3 protein-coding genes are annotated in these 19,321 nt (G+C 68.6%); 1 reads left to right on the forward strand and 2 read right to left on the reverse strand.

Features of this window, described 5'->3' with window-relative positions; translation table 11 throughout:
• The first annotated feature begins 98 nt into the window (after nucleotides 1-98).
• Nucleotides 99-1,163 carry an alpha/beta fold hydrolase gene (locus EQ874_RS08500; RefSeq protein ID WP_129976490.1) on the forward strand — a complete coding sequence of 355 codons (1,065 nt, stop codon included), beginning with the start codon at nucleotides 99-101 and terminating at the stop codon, nucleotides 1,161-1,163.
• A gap of 122 nt (nucleotides 1,164-1,285) precedes the next feature.
• On the opposite strand, the gene EQ874_RS08505 is transcribed toward EQ874_RS08500, so the two are convergent.
• Together EQ874_RS08505 and EQ874_RS08510 are read right to left on the reverse strand one after the other, a co-directional pair.
• Nucleotides 1,286-2,341 (reverse strand): alpha/beta hydrolase family protein, encoded by a 1,056-nt coding sequence (locus tag EQ874_RS08505; protein WP_037222322.1) that lies wholly within the window; start codon nucleotides 2,339-2,341, stop codon nucleotides 1,286-1,288.
• A gap of 142 nt (nucleotides 2,342-2,483) precedes the next feature.
• Nucleotides 2,484-19,145, reverse strand: a complete 16,662-nt coding sequence (locus EQ874_RS08510) for a non-ribosomal peptide synthetase (RefSeq protein ID WP_242496681.1) — start codon at nucleotides 19,143-19,145, stop codon at nucleotides 2,484-2,486.
• Between the last annotated feature and the right edge of the window lie 176 nt (nucleotides 19,146-19,321).

The raw sequence follows: 19,321 nt of genomic DNA on the forward strand, positions 1-19,321 counted from the left end.
TTCCGCTGCCCGGAACGTCCCCCGACGGGCTGCTAACCTACTCGGCGATCCCCCAACCAGCACGAACATACGATCCCCATGTTCGTCGAGGAGTACCGATGATCCGTGCGCGTCGCAGCGTCGTAGCCACAGCCACTGCTGCCCTCGCCCTTGCGTCGTCGATGTTCGCCACCCCGGCGATATCGGCGGCCGATCCTGCCCCTGCCGCGCCGGCCGAGCCGGCGCCTACCATCACCGTGCCCGATCCGGTTCCCCTGCCCACCTCGGCAGACGCTCCGGGGAGCCCCCTCGCGACCCTGTTGAGCACGATGGGCGAGGGGGTCGAGGGAGCCAACGACCTCGGTTGCGTCCCGTCGCCGGACCATCCCCGGCCGGTCGTCCTCGTGCACGGCACCGGGACGGGCATGTACCCCACATGGGTCTACGTCGCTCCCGAACTCGCACGGCTCGGCTACTGCGTATACGCGTTGAACTACGGCGCTGCGCAGGGATACTTCGATCCCGAGCGCACGGTCTGGGGTGTCTCGGACATCGAACGGTCCGCCGTGGAACTCGGAACGTTCGTCGATGCCGTTCGCGAGCACACCGGCTCCGAACAGGTGGATCTGGTCGGCCACTCGCAGGGCGGCGTCGTCTCCCGTCAGTACCTCAAGTTCGAGGGTGGGACGGACGCGACGGATCCCTCCCGCAACCGGGTCCGGAACCTCGTCATGCTGGGCGCGACGAATCACGGCACCACCTTCAACGGCCTGCAGCAGCTGTACACGGTGCTCGCGGTGCTCGGCGTGACGAACGGCAACGATGCCGTGGCCGAGTTGCTGTTCCGCGGGAGCAATCTCGGCGCGGCCGGGCAGCAGCAGCTGATCGGGTCGCGCATGCTCAGCAATCTCAACGAGGGTGGCGACACGCTTCCCGGCGTGACCTACACCTCGATCGCGACGCGCCACGATCAGATCGTCACACCGCCCGAGAGCTCGTTCCTGCGCCCGGGACCGGACGCCGAGGTCCACAACGTGTGGGTTCAGGACGGCTGCCCGGCTTCGCCCGCCGACCACTCCACGATCCTCGTACGACCCGAATCACTCCACCTCGTGAAGTCGGCGCTCGACCCCGGATACGCTGCGGCCCACGCGGTGCCGTGCGACCTACCCGAGAACGGATAGCGTCGGCGACCTCGGTCGCCACGGCCACCCGGCGATTCGCTCGTCGACACGGAAAGGCCCCTACCGCCCGGAAGCGGTAGGGGCCTTTCCGGTCGGTCACACGAACCGACCGACGAGGACGGTCAGAGGCCGAGGGCCTTCTGCAGCACCGGCCACGAGTCCTTCAGATCGTCCTGCCAGTAACCCCACGAATGGGTGCCGGAGTCGCGGAAGTTGTAGGTGGCGGGGATGTCCAGCTCGTCGAGGCGGGTACGGAGGTTGTGCGTGCAGTAGTTGGTCGCCGCTTCGATGACGCCGCCGACCACGATCTGGTTGGCGAGCACGTCGACCTGGCCGTCGATCTCCGGACCGTTCAGGGTGTCGTAGCGCCCCGGCAGGCCCGTGCCGTTGGAGATGTAGAGATCGAGACCGCGCAGCTCCTCGGCGTGCACGTAGGGATCGTTCTCGGCCCAGGCCGGATCGTTCAACTCACCCCACATGTTGCGGGTGTCGCCGCCACCCCAGGTCTCGACGACGAGCTTGACGAACTGCTGCCCGATCGGGTCGGAGGTCTGGGCGCAGCCGCTGTACGCCGCGACGCCCTGGTACAGGCCGGGTGCAGCGATGGGCAGCTGCAGGACCGACGTACCCGAGGACGACAGACCCGCGATCGCGTTGATACCGTTCGTACCGAGCGCCGCGTCGATCAGCGGCGGGATCTCCTTCGTCAGGAAGGTCTCCCACTTGTTGACACCGAGAACCGGGTCCTCTTCCTTCCAGTCGGTGTAATAGCTCCACTTGCCACCGACCGGGGAGACGACGTTGACGTTCTTGTCCTTCATGAACTCGATCGCGTCGGTGCGGAAGCGCCAGGTCGCGCTGTCCTCGCCACCACCGGCTCCGTTGAGGAGATACAGCGTCGGGCGCGGCTCGCTGGTGTCGGCGGGACGCCAGACGTCGAGCAGGATCTCCTTGTCCATCGAGGCGGAGTAGACGTAGACGAGCAGCTGCTGCTCGCCGTAGTTTTCGATACGGGTGATCTTCGAGCCGTTTTCGCTGGTCACCGACTGGAGCGGCTGTTGGCTCTCGGCCACAGGGTCTGCCGGCTGGGCAATTGCCGGAGCCACCGACAACGCAGCCGAGAAAACTGCGCATGCCGCGCCGACGGTCAGTACGCGAAGTCGTCCGGATCCTCGCATCGGATGCCTCATACGGTTCTCTCACCTTTTCGAATAGGCAGTGGTGGTCGGCGTCGGGCGCGGTGCGGTCCGATGCTCGAACGGAACCTACCCGATGGCGGCCTACGTACAGTTACATGCGTCGTCGTCCGGGAGCAACTCGTTACATCCACTCCCTGTGGAGGTGTTCCTCGAGCACCGGCCCGATCGCTGCCAGCGACTCGGGTGTGGTCATCGCGCCGTGCACACAGTCGATCGGAACGTCCGAGATGGTGCCGGTCACCAGGTGCGACCAGCGTCCCGCGGCACCGTCCTGGGCGGGCGGATGATCGGCCGCGCTGAAGTACATCAGGTCTCCTTCGAACACCCCTGGGGTGTGCGACGCGATGAGTTCCGCCGATCGCAGCGCACTCTCGTACAGATTGCGGAAACGCTCCGCGGTGAGCGTGACCATCTCCTGCGGAACGGTCTCCATCACGCGCTGGAGGTGCTCGTCCGACAGGCTCGTCACGTCGGCCGAGTCGTCGAGGACGACGCCGATCTGTTCGAGCTCGTCGCGGATCGCTCCCCGGAAGTCGCCGACATCGAGATTCAGATGGCTGTCGAGCATGGCGAGGCAGTCGACGCTCTCCCCCGCCGCCTGCAGTTGCACGGCCATCTCGTGCGCGAGCACACCACCGAGCGACCAGCCCATGAGGTTGTACGGACCGTGTGGCTGCACCGTCCGGATCTCCTCGACGTATCGCGCCGCCATCCCGGCCAGGGAGTCCGGCAGGTATCCGTCCTCCGACAGCGCCTTCGACTGGATGCCGTAGATCGGCCGATCGTGCACGAAGCGGGTCAGGCCCGAGTACGTCCACGCGAGTCCGTACATCGGATGGACACAGAACAGTGGGGCCCGGGAACCGCGTGCCCGGAGCGGGAGCAGCACCTGCATCGCACTGTCGGCGAAGGGATCGAACTCCTCGCCGGCGTCGCGTTCGGCCGAGATGCGTCCTGCCAGTGCAGCGACGGTGGGGTCGGTGAACAACCACTGGACGCGGACGTCGGCGCCCACGCTGTCGCGGAGCCGGCTCGCGACCTGCGTCGCATTCAACGAGTTGCCGCCGAGCGCGAAGAAGTCGTCGTCCACACCGACTTTCTCGACGCCGAGGACCTCCTCGACGACGCCTGCGACGAGCTCCTCGAGCGGAGTACGCGGCGCCGTGTACGCGACGGTGTCGATCACCGGGGTGGGCAGCGCCTTCCGGTCGAGCTTGCCGTTGGCGTTGAGCGGCAGTTCGCGCAAGGGCACGAGGACCGCAGGCACCATGTACGACGGCAGCGAATGCCGCGCATGCACGGCGAGTTCGCCGACATCCAGCGACGATCCTTCGGCAGCGACGACATAGGCCGCGAGACGGTCGCCTCCGTCCGGTCCCGCGACGACGGTGACCACGGCGCGCGCCACCTCGGGTCGCGATACGAGCACTGCTTCGATCTCACCGAGCTCGATGCGCTGCCCGCGCAGTTTGACCTGGAAATCGGACCGGCCGAGGTAGTCGAGTCTGCCGTCCTCCCTCCACCGGACGAGGTCTCCGGTGCGGTACAACCGCGCTCCGGTGTTGCGGGGATCGGCGACGAAACGCTCCGCCGTGAGAACCGCTGCGTGGGCGTATCCGCGGGAGAGTTGCACTCCCCCGACGTACAGTTCGCCGACGCTTCCGACCGGCACCGGCCGGAGCCGGCTGTCGAGTACGTGCACCGTCGTGTTGGCGACCGGTGCACCGATCGGCACCGGCCGGCCGTGCACTCGGGCCGTGTCCACACTGGTGACCACGGTTGCTTCCGCAGGGCCGTACCAGTTGACGAGTGCCGCCGTGCCGATCGCCCGGTAGGCGTCGACGGTGTCGGCGGTCAGTTCCTCCCCGGCCGCGAAGACGTACTTCAGCGATGCGAGGTCGCCGGCATCCGCGGACTCGCAGAAGACATCGAGCATGGACGGCACGAAATGCACCGAGCTCACCGACCGGCGACGGATCGTCTCGGCGAGATACTGCGGGTCGCGGTGCCCGTCGGGCCGGGCCACCACGACCGTCGCCCCGGTCTGCAACGGCCAGAACAATTCCCATGTGGAGATGTCGAAGGTGACGGGAGTCTTGTGCAGGACCACATCCCCCACGGAATGCGGGAATGTGCGCTGCGCCCAGCGGAACTGGTTGGCGACCTGCCGGTGGGTGATCTGGACGCCCTTGGGACGGCCCGTCGACCCCGACGTGTAGATCACGTAGGCCGTGTTGTCGGGCCTCAGGGAGCCGAGCCGTTCGCAGTCGTCGAGGGGGTGAGAGGGCAGGTGACCGAGGTCGAGGCGGTCCACGTCGATCACCGGAACGGTCGTCGCGACGTCGACACCGTCACGGCTCGTGGTGAGGACGCATGCGGGACGCGCCCCGTCGAGTACGAGCGCGGTGCGATCGGCGGGATGATCCGGGTCGATGGGTACGTACCCACCACCGGCTTTGACGATCGCGTAGATCGCGAGCGGCAGTTCGAGCGAGCGCCGCATCGCCACCGCGACGAGCGTCTCCGGCCCCACGCCCAGTGCGACGAGGTGCCGGGCGAGCCGGTTGGCTTCCGCGTCGAAGGTCGCGTAGTCCCACTCGGTCTCCTCGAACACGAGCGCCGGCACCTGTGGGGTGCGGGCCGCCTGCTCCTCGAACAACGACACCAGCGTCGCCTCGTCGAGCAGTTCGGGGACGTCCGTCGCATTCCATCGGTCGAGACGCGCCCGATCGTGTCCGGTCGACACGTCGAGCTGCCCGATCCGCCGGTCGACCGACTCGGCGAACGCGTCGAGCACGACCTCCAGCCGGCCGGCCACGTCGCGCGCGAAGGTCCCGCCGATCACGTCCTCCAGATACTTCACCGTCACCCGAACCCGGTCGTCGGCGACCACCATGAGTGTCAGCGGATAGTGTGTGCCGCTGGCCGCGTCCACGGCGGCGACGTCGAGACCGATGCCGGAACGCGCCTCCGACAGGGCGGCCGCGTCCACCGGGAACGATTCGAAGACCACGAGCGAGTCGAACAGTGCGTCCGCACCGGCCGACTCCTGGATCTCGGCCAACCCGAGATAGTGGTGGTCGAGGAGCGCGCCCTGTTCGCGTTGCACCGTCGACGCCAGGTTCGCGACGGTCTCGTCCGGGTCGATGCGCACCCGGACGGGGACGGCGTTGAGGAACAGGCCGACCATCGACTCGATACCGGGTAGCTGTGGCGGACGTCCGGATACGGTGGCGCCGAAGACGACGTCGTCGCGGTCGGTCATCCGGGAGAGCAACAGCCCCCATGCCGTCTGCACCATGGTGTTGAGGGTGACGCCGAGTCGGCGCGCCGTCGCGGACAGCTTCGCCGTGGTGTCCGGCGTGAGTTCGAAACCGGCTTCGCCGATGCCCGCCTCGATCCCGCGAGCGGTGTCGAGCGTGGTGATCGTCGTGGGACCGTCCAGGCCGTCGAGCGAGCGCTTCCATGCCTCCCTCGATTCGGCGTGATCCCGTGCGTGCAGCCACTCGAGATAGTCCCGATAGGGAGCGACGGGCGGCAGCACGGCCGGATCCGCGTCGGCTGCGTACAGCACGAGCATGTCGCGCATCAGCAGCGGCATCGACCAGCCGTCGATGAGGATGTGATGGCTCGTGACGAGCAGATCGACACGGTCCGAGGCGGCACGGAACAGGGTGAACCGCAGCAGCGGGGCGCGGTCCATCACGAAATGCGTTGCGAGATCCTCTGCTTTCGCCTGCTCGATGCGCGCGTCGATCGCGTCCGGGTCGCCGGCCTCGGTGACGTCCACCTCACGCCACGGAACCTCGATCCCGCGCTGCACGACCTGCACCGGCACACCGCTGCGCGTCGTGGTGAACGCCGCGCACAGGTTGGGGTAACGGTCGAGCAGGGTCTGTGCGGCCCGGTGCAAGCGGGCGGTGTCGAGATCACCGCGGAGACGGAGCACGAACTGGGTCGTGTACACGTCGACGCCGTCGCTCGCGAGCAGGGCGTGGAACAACATGCCCTGCTGCAGCGGGGTGAGCGGCCACACGTCCTCGAGGCCCGGGTACCGCTGCTCCCATATCTCGATGTCGTCGGCATCCGCGTCGACGAGGGGCAGGTCGGAGGGGGTGAGTCCGCCGATACCGGGTTGTGCCGCGTACCGGGCGAGTGCGTCCACCGTCGCGGTCCATGTCCGGACCACGTCGGCGAGTTCGTCTTCGTGGACGCGCGCGGGATCGGCGGTGAGGGTCACGGCGAGTTCCCCCGCAACCGACGAGGCGTGGATTTCGAGCCGATGTTCCGGTGCGGTACGGAAGACGGGCCGGATCCCGTACTCGGCGGACAACCGCCAGGCCTCACGCATGTCCCCGGCGCGTGGTTCGCCGTGCAGGGTCACCATCGTGTCGGGACCAGCCGTCACCGCGTCGTCGGGCGACCGGCGCAGCGCCGCACGGAGTTGTTCCTTGACGGCCTTGACGAGTGGGGCCGCCCCTTCGGGCCCGGTGAGTTCCCCGACCCCGTCCAGGTCAATGCGCGCCGGATACTGCACCTGCAGGCCGCCGACCGTCCGGGACGTACCGGCCGCAGATGCGAGTCGTCGCCCGTCGGCGCCCACCACGAGATCGACCTGTGTCGACCCGCCGGTGCCGGTGACCGCGACCGCAGCGACCGCGACGAGCACGTCGATCGGTTCGGCGCGGAAGGCCGCAGCCAGATCGGCGAAGACGGATGCGGTGTCCGAGGCCGAATGACGGACGGTGGCCCCGAGGGGAGCCCGCTCGTCCGAATCCGCAGTCGTGACTCTCGTCACCGGCGCGGCCGGAGGCGTCGCGAACGTGTTCGACCATGCCCGCGCCGAGACCTTCTCGGCCGCCACGGTGGGGGTGCGACCGGCGGCACGGGCGGTCCAGGCGGCGGCCAGATCGTCGGCGAGCACCTGCCACGACACTCCGTCGACGGCGACCGCGTCGCCGACGGCCACGAGCAGATCGGAGTCACCGGCGGACACCCGGACGAATTGCACGACGATGCCGGCAGCCGGGTCCAGCCGGTCTGCGGCCTCCCACACGACGCGGTCGACGATCTCCTCGAGCGCAAGGGGGCCTTCGATCACCTGGTGCCGCAACACCTTCGAGATATCGAGGGCCGACGCGGCAACGACCCGCGGGGACTCGTCGACCTCGCGCGGCACGACCAGACGTAGCAGCGGATGCGCCGCGAGTACAGCGGTCAGGCACTCGGCCGGCCCGTCGTCGTCGACTCCGCCCGGCATCTCGATGACGACACTCGTGACACCGGGGTGCCCGCCTGCGCGAACACGCGCGATCTCGGGTGTCCGAGGAGCGGTGTCCTCGGCTGCAGGATCCGCCTCCGCCTCCCCTGCCTCCGTGGCAGCCCCGGCATCGACGAGTTCGGCGAGCGCCGCGACCGTCTTCCGTTCGAAGACGTCGCGCGGGCTCAGTTCGAATCCGAGCGCCCGGGCTCGGGCGACGAACTGGATGGACACGATACTGTCGCCACCGAGGGCGAAGAACGAGTCGTCGGCGCCGATCTCGTCGACACCGAGGATCTCGGCGAAGATCCCGGCGATCGCGGTCTCCGCCGGAGTCGACGGTGCGCGACGCTCCGTGGAAGCGAACACCGGTTCCGGCAGGGCCTTCTTGTCGAGCTTGCCCACCGGGGTCAACGGCACCCGGTCGATGACGACGACGGCCGTGGGCACCATGTAGTCGGGCAGTGACCCGGCCACGAACCCGAGCAGTTCGTCGGTGTCGACGGTCCGCGCTTCGCACGGCTTGACGTAGGTCACGAGAACTACGGCGCCGGCTGCGGTCTCGTGCCCGAGAGTAGCCGCGAAGTCGACGTCCGGATGTGCGACGAAGGCCGCGTCGACCTCCCCCAGCTCGATCCGGAACCCGCGGATCTTGACCTGCTGGTCGGCACGTCCGACGTACTCGAGTTCTCCGCCTGCGGCCCAGCGGACGAGATCGCCCGTGCGGTACAGGCGTTGCCCGTCGCCGAACGGGGATGCGACGAACCGTTCCGAGGTGAGCCCGGCCCGGCGGTGATATCCGCGGGTCAGCGCCGGTCCCGAGAGGTAGAGCTCGCCGGTGACGCCGAGCGGGACGGGATGCAGCCGGGCATCGAGCACGTGCGCACCCACACCGCGCAACGGATGACCGATAGGCATCGCGCCTCCCGGCACGAGCGGTTCGGAGCTGGTGGTGATACACGTGGTCTCGGTCGGGCCGTACACGTTGTAGAACCGACGGTCGCTTCCCCACCGGGTCACCAGATCGGAGGAGTACGCCTCGCCGCCGACCATCACCGCCTCGAGTTCACCGAGGCCGGACGGATCGACGGTGGCCAGCGCGGCCGGAGTGACGAAGGCGTGCGTGACGGCCTCGCGCCGCAGGACGGCCGCAAGTTCCTCGCCGCCGTAGATCGCGGGCGGCACGATCACCATCGTCGCTCCCGCTCCGACCGCGAGAAGCATCTCGAGCACGGACGCGTCGAAGCTCGGTGAAGCGAACTGCAGGGTGCGTGCGTCGGCCGTGATTCGGAAGGTCTCGCATTGCGCGCGTGCGAGATTCGCCAGGCCCGCATGGGTCGAGACGACACCTTTCGGCCGGCCGGTGGAGCCGGAAGTGTAGATGACGTAGGCCGCGTTGCCGACGCGGATCGCGCCGTGCAGTTCCGTCGCCTCGATCGGTTCGGACGACATCCGGTCGCATCTGTCCCGGAACTCGTCGTCGTCGAGCACGAGCCACTCGGCGTCGGGGAGCCTGCCGGCGTGAGCCGAGGAGGTGACGCCGAGACGTGCTCCCGAATCCTCCAGCATGTAGGCGATACGGTCGGCCGGATAGTCGGGGTCGATGGGCACATAGGCCGCCCCCGTCTTGGCGACCGCCCATACCGCCCGGATCATGTCGATCGAGCGTGGGAAGGCGAGGCCGACGAACGTCTCCGGACCGGCACCGTGGTCGAGGAGCACCCGGGCGAGACGGTTCGTCTGCTCGTCCAGCTCGCGATAGGTCAGTGCCTCGTCGCCGCAACGCACGGCGGTGCGGTCCGGCCCCCCCGCCACGGCGAGCGACAGGAGCCGTGACAGGGTCTGCGGCTCGACCGATTCGGCGCCACGCACTCCCGCGAGACGTGCACGTTCGTCGGCGTCGAGGATGTCCACGTCGCCGATCGCCCGGTCGGTGTCGGTGAGGACACCGTCGAGGAAACGCACGAAGCGACGCGCGAAGCCGTCGATCGTGTTCTCGTCGAACAGGTCTCGCGCATACGAGAACTCGGCTGCCATACCGGCCGGTTCGCCGGCCTGATCGAATTGTTCGGCGAGGGTGAGCGACAGGTCGAATTTGGCGACGTCGATATCGGAATCCACGATGCCGAAACTCAGGCCCGGCAGATCGAAACCGGTCCGGCCCAGGTTCTCGAAGGAGAGTGCGACCTGGAACAGTGGCTGCCGCGCGGTGGACCGTTCCGGCGCCAGGATCTCGACCAGTCTCTCGAACGGGATATCGGCGTGTGCGAACGCATCGAGATCCGTCTCACGTACCTCGGCGAGCAGGTCGGCGAACGACCGGTCGCCACGCGGCGCGGTCCGCAGCACGAGAGTGTTGACGAACATACCGATCAGGTCGTCGAGTTCCTCGTGTCCGCGGCCGGCGACGGGCGTACCGATCGCGATGTCGACGTCACCGGTGATGCGGTGCAGGAAGCCGGCGAGTGCGGCGTGCAGCACCATGAACAGGGTCGCGTTGTGCGTGCGGGCGACCTCGGTGAGCCCGTGATGGGTCGACGGGTCGACGACGAAGCGCACCTTGCCACCTCGCATCGACTGCACGGGCGGGCGCGGACGATCGGTGGGCAGGGCGATCTCGTCGGCGATCCCGGCGAGGGCGTTCTTCCAGTAGGCCGCCTGTCCGGCGAGGACCGAGGCGGGATCGTCCTCCGAACCGAGCATCCGTCGCTGCCACAGAGCGAAGTCGGCGTACTGGATCGGGAGTGCCGCCCAGGCGGGCACCGCGCCCGTCGAGCGTGCGCTGTAGGCGACCACGAGGTCTCGCGTGAGCGGCCCGACCGACCAGCCGTCGGCGCTGATGTGGTGCACCACCGTCACGAGGACGTGCTCGGTCGCGGCGAGACGGAACAGCGCGAGCCGGACCGGGATCTCGGTGGTGACATCGAAGCCGCGCGCGACGATGTCGTGTACCCGGGCCGGCAGGTCGGTCTCGGTCACGTCGACGGGTTCGAGGCGAACGGTGGCCTCCACTGCCGGGAGGATCTGCTGGATCGGACCTTCCGTCCCGCGCGGATATCGCGTACGGAGGGTCTCGTGTCGCGCCACGACGTCGTTGACGGCGTGCTGCAGGGCCTCGGCGTCGAGCGATCCGGACAGCCGCACCGCCGCGGCGACGTTGTAGGCGGGCGAGGACGTGTCGAACTGGTTGACGAACCACATCCGCTGCTGCGCGAGCGAGAGGGGAATCTCCACCGGGCGAATCACCGGGACGAGAGGTTCGTGGTGTTCGACCGCGGAGAACTGCTCGAGGCGGGCAGCGAGCGCACCCACGCCGGGGGCCTCGAACAGTGCGCGGACGGGAACGCGCAGTCCCGACGTCTTACCGAGACGCGCGACGACCTGGGTGGCGAGCAACGAGTTGCCGCCGAGATCGAAGAAGTCGTCGTCCAGACCGATGCGGTCGACGCCGAGCACATCCGCGAACACACCGGCCACGGTCTGCTCGATCGTCGTGGTCGGGGCGCGGAACTCCGTGGACTCGAAGACGGGCGCGGGAAGTGCTGCGCGGTGGAGCTTTCCGTTGGCGGTCAGCGGAAGCTCGGTCAGAACGACGAACGCCCCGGGGATCATGTATCCGGGCAGTTCCCGGGCGAGAGCCTCGGCAACCCGGCCGGTGTCGACGACCGCACCGGCAGCGGGAACCAGGTACGCGACGAGCCGATCACCGAGACGCGCATCGTGGTGCGCGGTCACGACGGCCGCAGCGATGTCGTCGAGGCGACGGAGTGCCGATTCGATCTCCTCGAGTTCGATGCGGAAACCGCGGATCTTCACCTGGAAGTCGGAGCGGCCCCGGTATTCGATCTCGCCGTCGGTGCGGAGCACCGCGAGATCACCGGTGCGGTACATGCGCGTCCCGGCCGGTCCGAACGGGTCGGCGACGAAGCGGTCCGCCGTCAGGGCCGGTCGATCCTGGTAGCCGCGTGCGAGCTGGATACCGGCGAGGTAGAGCTCCCCGATCACCCCGGCGGGCACCGGATGGAGGCGCCGATCGAGGATGTGGACGCGGGTGTTCCATTCGGGTGTGCCGATGGGCACGACGTGCTCGTCCGCGTCGTCGACCTCGTGCGAGGTGACCGACACGGCGGCTTCGGTCGGGCCGTAGAGGTTGAACAGTGCTGCACGGTGGGTGCGGCGGAACGCGCGAGCGGTCGTGGCCGGCAGCGCTTCACCGATCGCGAGGACGGCGCGCACGGATTCGGGGAGCGACCCCTCCGAGGCGGTCATGAGCATCTCGAGCATCGAGGGCACCAGGTGCACGACGGTGACACCCTGCTCCTGCATCGTGGCAAGCAGATAGTCCGGGTCCTGATGACCGTCCGGTCGTGCCACGACCAACCGGCCGCCTGTGGTGGGCGCCGACCAGAACTCCCACACCGACAGGTCGAACGTCGAGGCGGTCTTGAGAAGCACGACGTCGTCGGGGCCGAGATCGAATTCCTCGGCCTTCCAGAGCAACTGGTTGGTGACGGCGCGGTGGCCGACCGCGACGCCCTTCGGCCGGCCGGTCGACCCGGACGTGAAGATCACGTATGCGAGATCGTCGGGCCGCAGCGGTGAGCTCCGATGCGCGTCGAGTACCGGACCGGACGGATACCTGGCCGTGTCGATCTCGTCGAGGTCGACGATCTTCGGCAGATCGAGGGCGCAGGTCCGGCGAGCGTCGCCGTTCGTGAGGACGACCGTGGGGGCGCTCGTCTCCAGGATGTACTCGACGCGGGCCACGGGCATCGCGGGATCGATCGGTACGTATGCCGCACCCGTCTTCGCGACCGCGTACATCGCGATGGGGAGCTCCGCACAACGCGGCAGGAGGAGCGCGACACGATCCTCCGTACCGACACCCCGCTCGAGCAGCATGTGCGCGAGCCGGTTGACCTCGGTGTCGAGCTCCGCATAGGTCCAGTGCCTGTCACCCGATACGAGAGCCACCGCGTCCGGTCGGCGTGCGACCTGCTCGTCGAACAGGGTCACCAATGTGGCGGAACCGTCCGTGGTCCGGTCGGTGTCGTCGAGCTCGGCGAGCCGTCGCCGATCGGCCTCCCCGAGCAGATCGATGTCGCCCACCACCACGTGCGGGTCGGCGGTCACCGCGCGCAGGACCGTCTCGAGCAGTTCGGTGAACCGCACGACCGTGGACTCGTCGAACAGGTCGGTGGCGTAGGTGACGAAACCGCCGACACCGAGGGGCGATCCGTCCTCGGCGTAATGGTCCGCGACGATGAAGTGCAGGTCGAATTGGGAGATCTCGGTCTCGATGTCGAGACCCGTGACCGTCAGGCCCGGCAGTTCGAGGCTCGACCGCTCGACGTTCTGGAACGACAGGCCGACCTGGAACAGGGGGTGCCGCGCCTGCGATCTGGTGGGGTTGAGGATCTCGACGATCCTCTCGAACGGCAGGTCCGCATTGGCGTAGGCGTCGAGATCGATCTCCCGCACGCGGTCGAGGAGCTCGCCGAATCGCGCGTCGTCGTCCACTCGGGTGCGGAACACGAGCGTGTTGACGAACATGCCGATGACGTCGTCGAGCCGGGCCTCGCCGCGACCCGCGATCGGCGTGCCGACCGCGACGTCGGAACTCGCGCTCAATCGTGACAGGAGGACCGCGAGCGCTGCATGGAACGTCATGAACAGCGACGCCCCGCGCTCGCGCGAGAGAGACGACAGCGCGGAGTGCACGTCCGCCGGGATCCGCAACGGAACGCGGCGGCCCCGCAGGGACTGCACCGGTGGGCGGGGACGGTCGATCGGCAGTTCCAGCTGGTCGGGAAGACCGTCGAGGGTCTCGACCCAGTACCGGATCTGCGCTGCCGCGACGGAATCCGCATCGGATTCGGAGCCGAGCACCTCGCGTTGCCACAGGCTGTAGTCGGCGTACTGCACCGGCAGCGGCGTCCACGACGGACGTTCACCTGCGAGTCGCGACATGTACGCGGTCATCAGGTCGCGGGTGAGCGGCGCCATCGACGACGCGTCGGCACTGATGTGGTGGACGACGAACGCGAGCACGTGGTCGTCGGCATCCAAGCGGAACAGCCTGGCACGAAGCGGGGCATCGGCTGTGACGTCGAATCCGGCGACGGCCAGCGCGGTGACGGCGGCCTCGAGATCGCCGGGGACGACCTCGACCGGTGTCAGGTCGGGAACGGCCCCGGCCGCCGGCAGCACGACCTGCACCGGACCGTCCTCGGACTCCGGGTAGACGGTGCGCAGGATTTCGTGCCGATCGATCACGTCGGCGACCGCGGCTTCGAGAGCCCGGGCGTCGAGAGATCCCGTGATCCGGAGCGCCACCGGCAGGTTGTAGGCCGGCGAGTCCGGATCGAATCGGTTGAGGAACCACATGCGCTGCTGTGCGAGCGACAGTGGCACGCGCTCGGGACGGGGCCGGGCCTCGAGACGGGGCCGGTCCTCACCCGTCCCGCGCGATTCGAGGCGCACGGCCAGCGCCGCGACCGTGGGCGATTCGAACAGTTCCCGAACCGGGACCCGCGTGCCGAGTGCGTCGGAGATCCGTGATGCGACGCGCGTCGCGACGAGCGAGTTGCCGCCGAGTTCGAAGAAGTCGTCGTCGGCACCCACCCGGGCCACGCCGAGCACGTCGGCGTAGACACCTGCCACGATCTCCTCGATCGGGGTACGGGCCGCACGGAACTCGCGTGCTTCGAAGACCGGTGCGGGCAGGGCCTTGCGGTCGAGCTTTCCGCTGGTGTTCAAGGGGAACTCGTCGAGCGCGACGACGGCCGAGGGCACCATGTAGGAAGGCAACGTCTTCTTCACCGCATCGAGCAGCGCCGCCCGGTCGACGGTGTGTCCCGGTGCCGGCACGACGTACGCGACCAGTTGCTCACCGGTGGAGGTGGGCACGACGAGCGCGACTGCCTGCGATACCTCGGCGCAGCCGAGCAGAGCCGTCTCGATCTCGCCGAGTTCGATGCGCTGGCCGCGGAACTTGACCTGGAAGTCGGTGCGACCCAGATAGTCCAGGACGAGCTCTCCCGCAGCGGTACGACGCCACCGCACGAGGTCGCCGGTGCGGTACATCCGGCTCCCCGGTCGTCCGAGCGGACTCGCGACGAACCTGTCGGAGGACAGGTCGGGGCGCTTCTCGTAACCCCGAGCGAGTTGAACCCCGCCGAGATACAGCTCGCCCGGCGTCCCGACCGGTGTGGGAGCCAGGCCCGAGTCGAGGACGTAGACCTGCACGTTCCACTCGGGCACACCGATCGGCACGGCGTGACCGTCGCCGTCGGCCGGCCAGTAGGTCGCCGAGACCGCCGCCTCGGTCGGGCCGTAGAGATTGTGGAGCGCCGCATCGCCGAGCCGGCGGAAGGCCGACACCGTTTCCGGCGGCAGTGCCTCTCCGATGACGAACACGTGCCGCAGGCTCGCGCAGCTGCCGGCGGGTGCCTGTGCGGCGAAGACGGTGAGCATCGACGGGACGAAATCGGTGAGGGTGACGCGGTGGCGTGTGACGGCATCCGCCACCCAGGCGGGGTCGCGATGGGCGTCGTGCGGCGCCACGACGAGGGTGCCCCCGGTGCGCAGTGGCAGGAAGTAGCCCCAGAGGGAGACGTCGAAGGTCGTGGCGGTCTTCTGCAGGTACACATCGCTCCCGGCGATGTCGTACTCGGCAGCCATCCACTCGAGCTGGTTGACGATCGCTTCGTGGGGGACGGACACACCCTTCGGCCGTCCCGTCGAACCCGACGTGAAGATCACGTAGGCCGGTGATGCGGGCTGTACGGTGCCGCGCAGTTCGTCCTCCCGGACAGGATGCGCGTCGTACCCATCCGTCTCCAGGGTGTCGAGGAGGATCGGGGCGATTCCCTCGGGGAGGTCGCCGGTGTCCGCGCTCGTGCTGAGCACACACACCGGTCGGGCGGTGTCGAGGATGTGACCGATCCGGTCGGCCGGATGGTCGGGATCGAGCGGCACGTAGGCACCGCCGGCGGTGACGACCGCGTACATGGCGACCACGAGATCGATCGACCTCCGGATCCCCAGGGCCACGAGCGATTCCGGTCCGACCCCGGACGAGATCAGGTGCCGCGCGAGTCGGTTGACGCGTGCGTCGAACTCGGCATAGGTGAGCGACTCGTCGCCGAAGAGGACCGCGGTGGCTCCCGGGACGCGGTCGACCTGGGCCCGATAGCGTGACAGCAGTGTCCCCGTGTCCGTCGGATGGTCGGTCGCGTTGACCCCGACGGTGAGTGCATGACGCTCGTGCGGGGTCAGCAGGTCGATCTCCCCGACCGGGATGTCGGCGTCGCTCGCGAAGGCTCCGAGCACCGACACGAGGCGCTCCGCCAGGGCGCGAACGGTCGAGTCGTCGAAAAGATCGGTGGCGTAGGTGAACTGGGCTCCGATTCCGGCGGGGCGTCCGTCCACCTCCCGGGGGGTCACCGTGAGCTGGAGATCGAACTTGGCGATGCTTCCGCCGAGATCCACCGGTACGAGCTCGAGATCGCGCAGCGCGAGTTCGGGCTGCGCCATGTTCTGGAAGAACAGGGCGACCTGGAAGAGCGGGTGGTGCCCCGCGGAGCGGACCGGATCGAGGATCTCCACGAGCCGCTCGAACGGCAGATCGGCGTGCGCGAATGCGTCGATGTCGGTATCGCGGACCCGGTGCAGGAGCTCGGCGCAGCTCAGGTCGGGCGTGATGTCGGTGCGCAGCACAAGGGTGTTGACGAACATGCCGATGAGGTCGTCGAGGGCCTGTTCGCCACGCCCGGCGACGGGTGTGCCGATAGCGATGTCGCGTGCGCCCGAGATCCTCGACAACAACACCGCGAAGGCTGCGTGGACGACCATGAACGGCGAACATCCCGCTGCCCGGCCGAGTTCGGCGACGGCCGCGTGCAGTGCCGGATCGATCTCGAAATCGACGGTGGCGCCGCGACCCGACGCCTCGACCGGCCGGGGCCGGTCCGTAGGGAGTTCGAGCCGGTCCGGTAGGTCGGCGAGAACTGACGTCCAGTACGCGATCTCCTTCGCCACCGGAGAATCGGGATCGTCCTCGGAGCCGAGCACCGCACGCTGCCACAGGGTGTAGTCGGCGTACTGCACGGCGAGCGGTTGCCACCCGGGGACCGCTCCGGCGGTGCGGGCGAGGTAGGCGGTGACGAGGTCGCGTACGAACGGTTCGGTGGACGCCCCGTCTGCGGCGATGTGGTGAACGACGATGACCAGGACGTGCTCGTCGAGCGCGACCCGCAGGAGTTCGAGCCGCAGCGGCACCTCCGTCGTCACGTCGAAACCGGCCGACACGGTGCGCAGGACGCGGTTCTCCACTTCGGAGACCGGGACGTCCTCGACACGCACCGTCGGGGTGGCCGCCGACGGGGGAAGGATCACCTGACTGCCCACCCCGTCGCGATCGGGGTAGACGGTGCGGAGCGTTTCGTGCCGATCCACGAGGTCGGCGATCGCCGCGCGGAGCGCGTCGACGTCGAGCGCCCCGCGCAACCGGAGCGCGACGGGGATGTTGTTCGCTGCCGAGCCGGTGTCGAACCGGCTGAGGAACCACATCCGTTGCTGGGCGAGCGACAGCGGAATCGTCTCGGGCCGCGTACCGGCGGTGAGCGGGATACGGCCGCCGGTGCCGAGGGGTTCGATCAGCGCGGCGAGCGCAGCCACGGTCGAGCCCTCGAACAACAGTCGGGCCGGCACACGGGTGTCGAGGCGTTCACCGAGCCGGGCCGCCACCCGGGTCGCCACGAGCGAGTTGCCGCCGAGATCGAAGAAGTCGTCGTCGAGACCCACCCGTTCCAGGCCGAGCAGCGTCGCGAACTCCTCGGCGACAGCGATCTCGGTATCCGTGACAGGCGGGCGGAACTCGACGGTCACCGGATCGGGGTCCGGCAGCGCCGCGCGATCGACCTTGCCGGACGGCGTCAGCGGGATCTCGTCCAGTACGACGATCACCGACGGAACCATATGCGACGGGAGAACGTTCGATATCTCTTCGGTAACCACGCGGGTGTCGATCCCCACCCCCTCCGAGGAGTGCAGGTAGGACACCAACTGCGCTTGACCCGCCGGCGTCTCGCGACCCACCGTCATCGCGAAATCGACTCCGTCACAGGCGGCGAGCGCTGCGTCTATCTCACCGAGTTCGACTCGGAAACCGCGGATCTTGACCTGGAAGTCGTTGCGTCCCAGGTAGATCAATTCGCCGTTCGTGCCGCGGGAGGTACGGACGAGATCGCCGGTACGGTAGAGCCTGGTACCGCCCGGTCCTGCGACGAATCGTTCTGCGGTCAGACCGGGGCGTCCCCGATAGCCTCTGGCCAGAGCCGTCCCGGACACGTACAGTTCACCGGCCACGCCGGGAGCGACCGGATTCAGGCGGGCGTCGAGGACGGACGCGCTCAGATTGCGAACCGGCGTACCGATCGTCACAGGCCGTCCCGGTTCGAGCGGCCCGCTGCAGTGCGTCATGATCGTCGACTCGGTCGGTCCGTAACCGTTGAAGAATCGGCGCCCGGGTGCCCAGCGCTCCACGACATCCGGCGGACATGCCTCACCAGCGGAGAGCACCATCTCCAGATCGGTCAGAGTGCTCGGGTCGATCGAGGTCAGCACGGCCGGGGTGATCACGGCGTGCGTCACGCGCTCGCGGCGTAGCAGTTCGGCGAGCTCGTCCCCGCCGAACACGGTGGGCGGTGCGACGACCATGGTCGCGCCGACGGAGATCGTCATCAGCCATTCGAAGACCGACGCGTCGAAGCTCGGCGACGCCACGTGCAGCACGCGCGACTGCGGTGTCAGATCGAAGCGTGCCGCGACTTCCTGCGCGAGGTCGTCGAGGCCCGTGTGGGTGACGGGGACGCCCTTCGGCCGGCCCGTCGAACCCGAGGTGTAGATGACATAGGCCGGGTTCTCGGCCCGCAGCGGCAGCACCCGCTCGTCGAAGCTCACGGGAGCGGACGGCAGAGCGTCGGCATCGGTGATCGTCTGCGGATCGTCGAGCGCGATCCAGTCGACGGTCTCGGGCAGCGCGGCAACCGAGGCCGCCCGGGTCAGACCCAGGCGTGCGCCGGAGTCGGCGATCATGAACTCGATGCGGTCTGCCGGATAGTTCGGGTCGACGGGAACGAATGCCGCGCCCGACTTGGCGACCGACCACACCGCGAGCACGGACTCGATCGAACGGGCGAGCGATACCGCGACCACGTCCTCGGGGCCGATCCCCCGGTCGATCAGGAGACGAGCCGTTCGCGACGACGCGGCGTCGAGTTCGGCGTAGGTCAGGGAACGGTCGCCGAAGACCACGGCCGTGGCCGCCGGGTCTCGTTCCACGGCAGCCGCCAGCAACTGCGGAAGGAGCACGGCACGCGGTCCGCGCCGCCGGGCGGGGCGCCGACGGGGCCGGCTGCCGCGGTCCGTCCGTGCCGGATCGGCGTTCCGGACGTCGTCGAGGTTCGTCCGAGCCCCGTCCCCCTGCTGCCCGCCGACCTCGCGCGAGAACTCACTCACCACTGGTACCGATTCCCTCGAACGTCCCGTTTCGGCCGCGACCACCCGTTGTTACCGGGTGGTCAGTTGCCCCATTAGAGCATCGCGGGGCAAGGCGTCATGTTACGGCGAGCCTCGGGCACGCCCGCATGGGGCGACCCTCGGCGGTTCGCCCCATGCGGCAGAGATATCGAGTT

It is taken from the genome of Rhodococcus sp. Q1 (genome assembly GCF_004153645.1).
Lineage (GTDB): Bacteria > Actinomycetota > Actinomycetes > Mycobacteriales > Mycobacteriaceae > Rhodococcus > Rhodococcus gordoniae.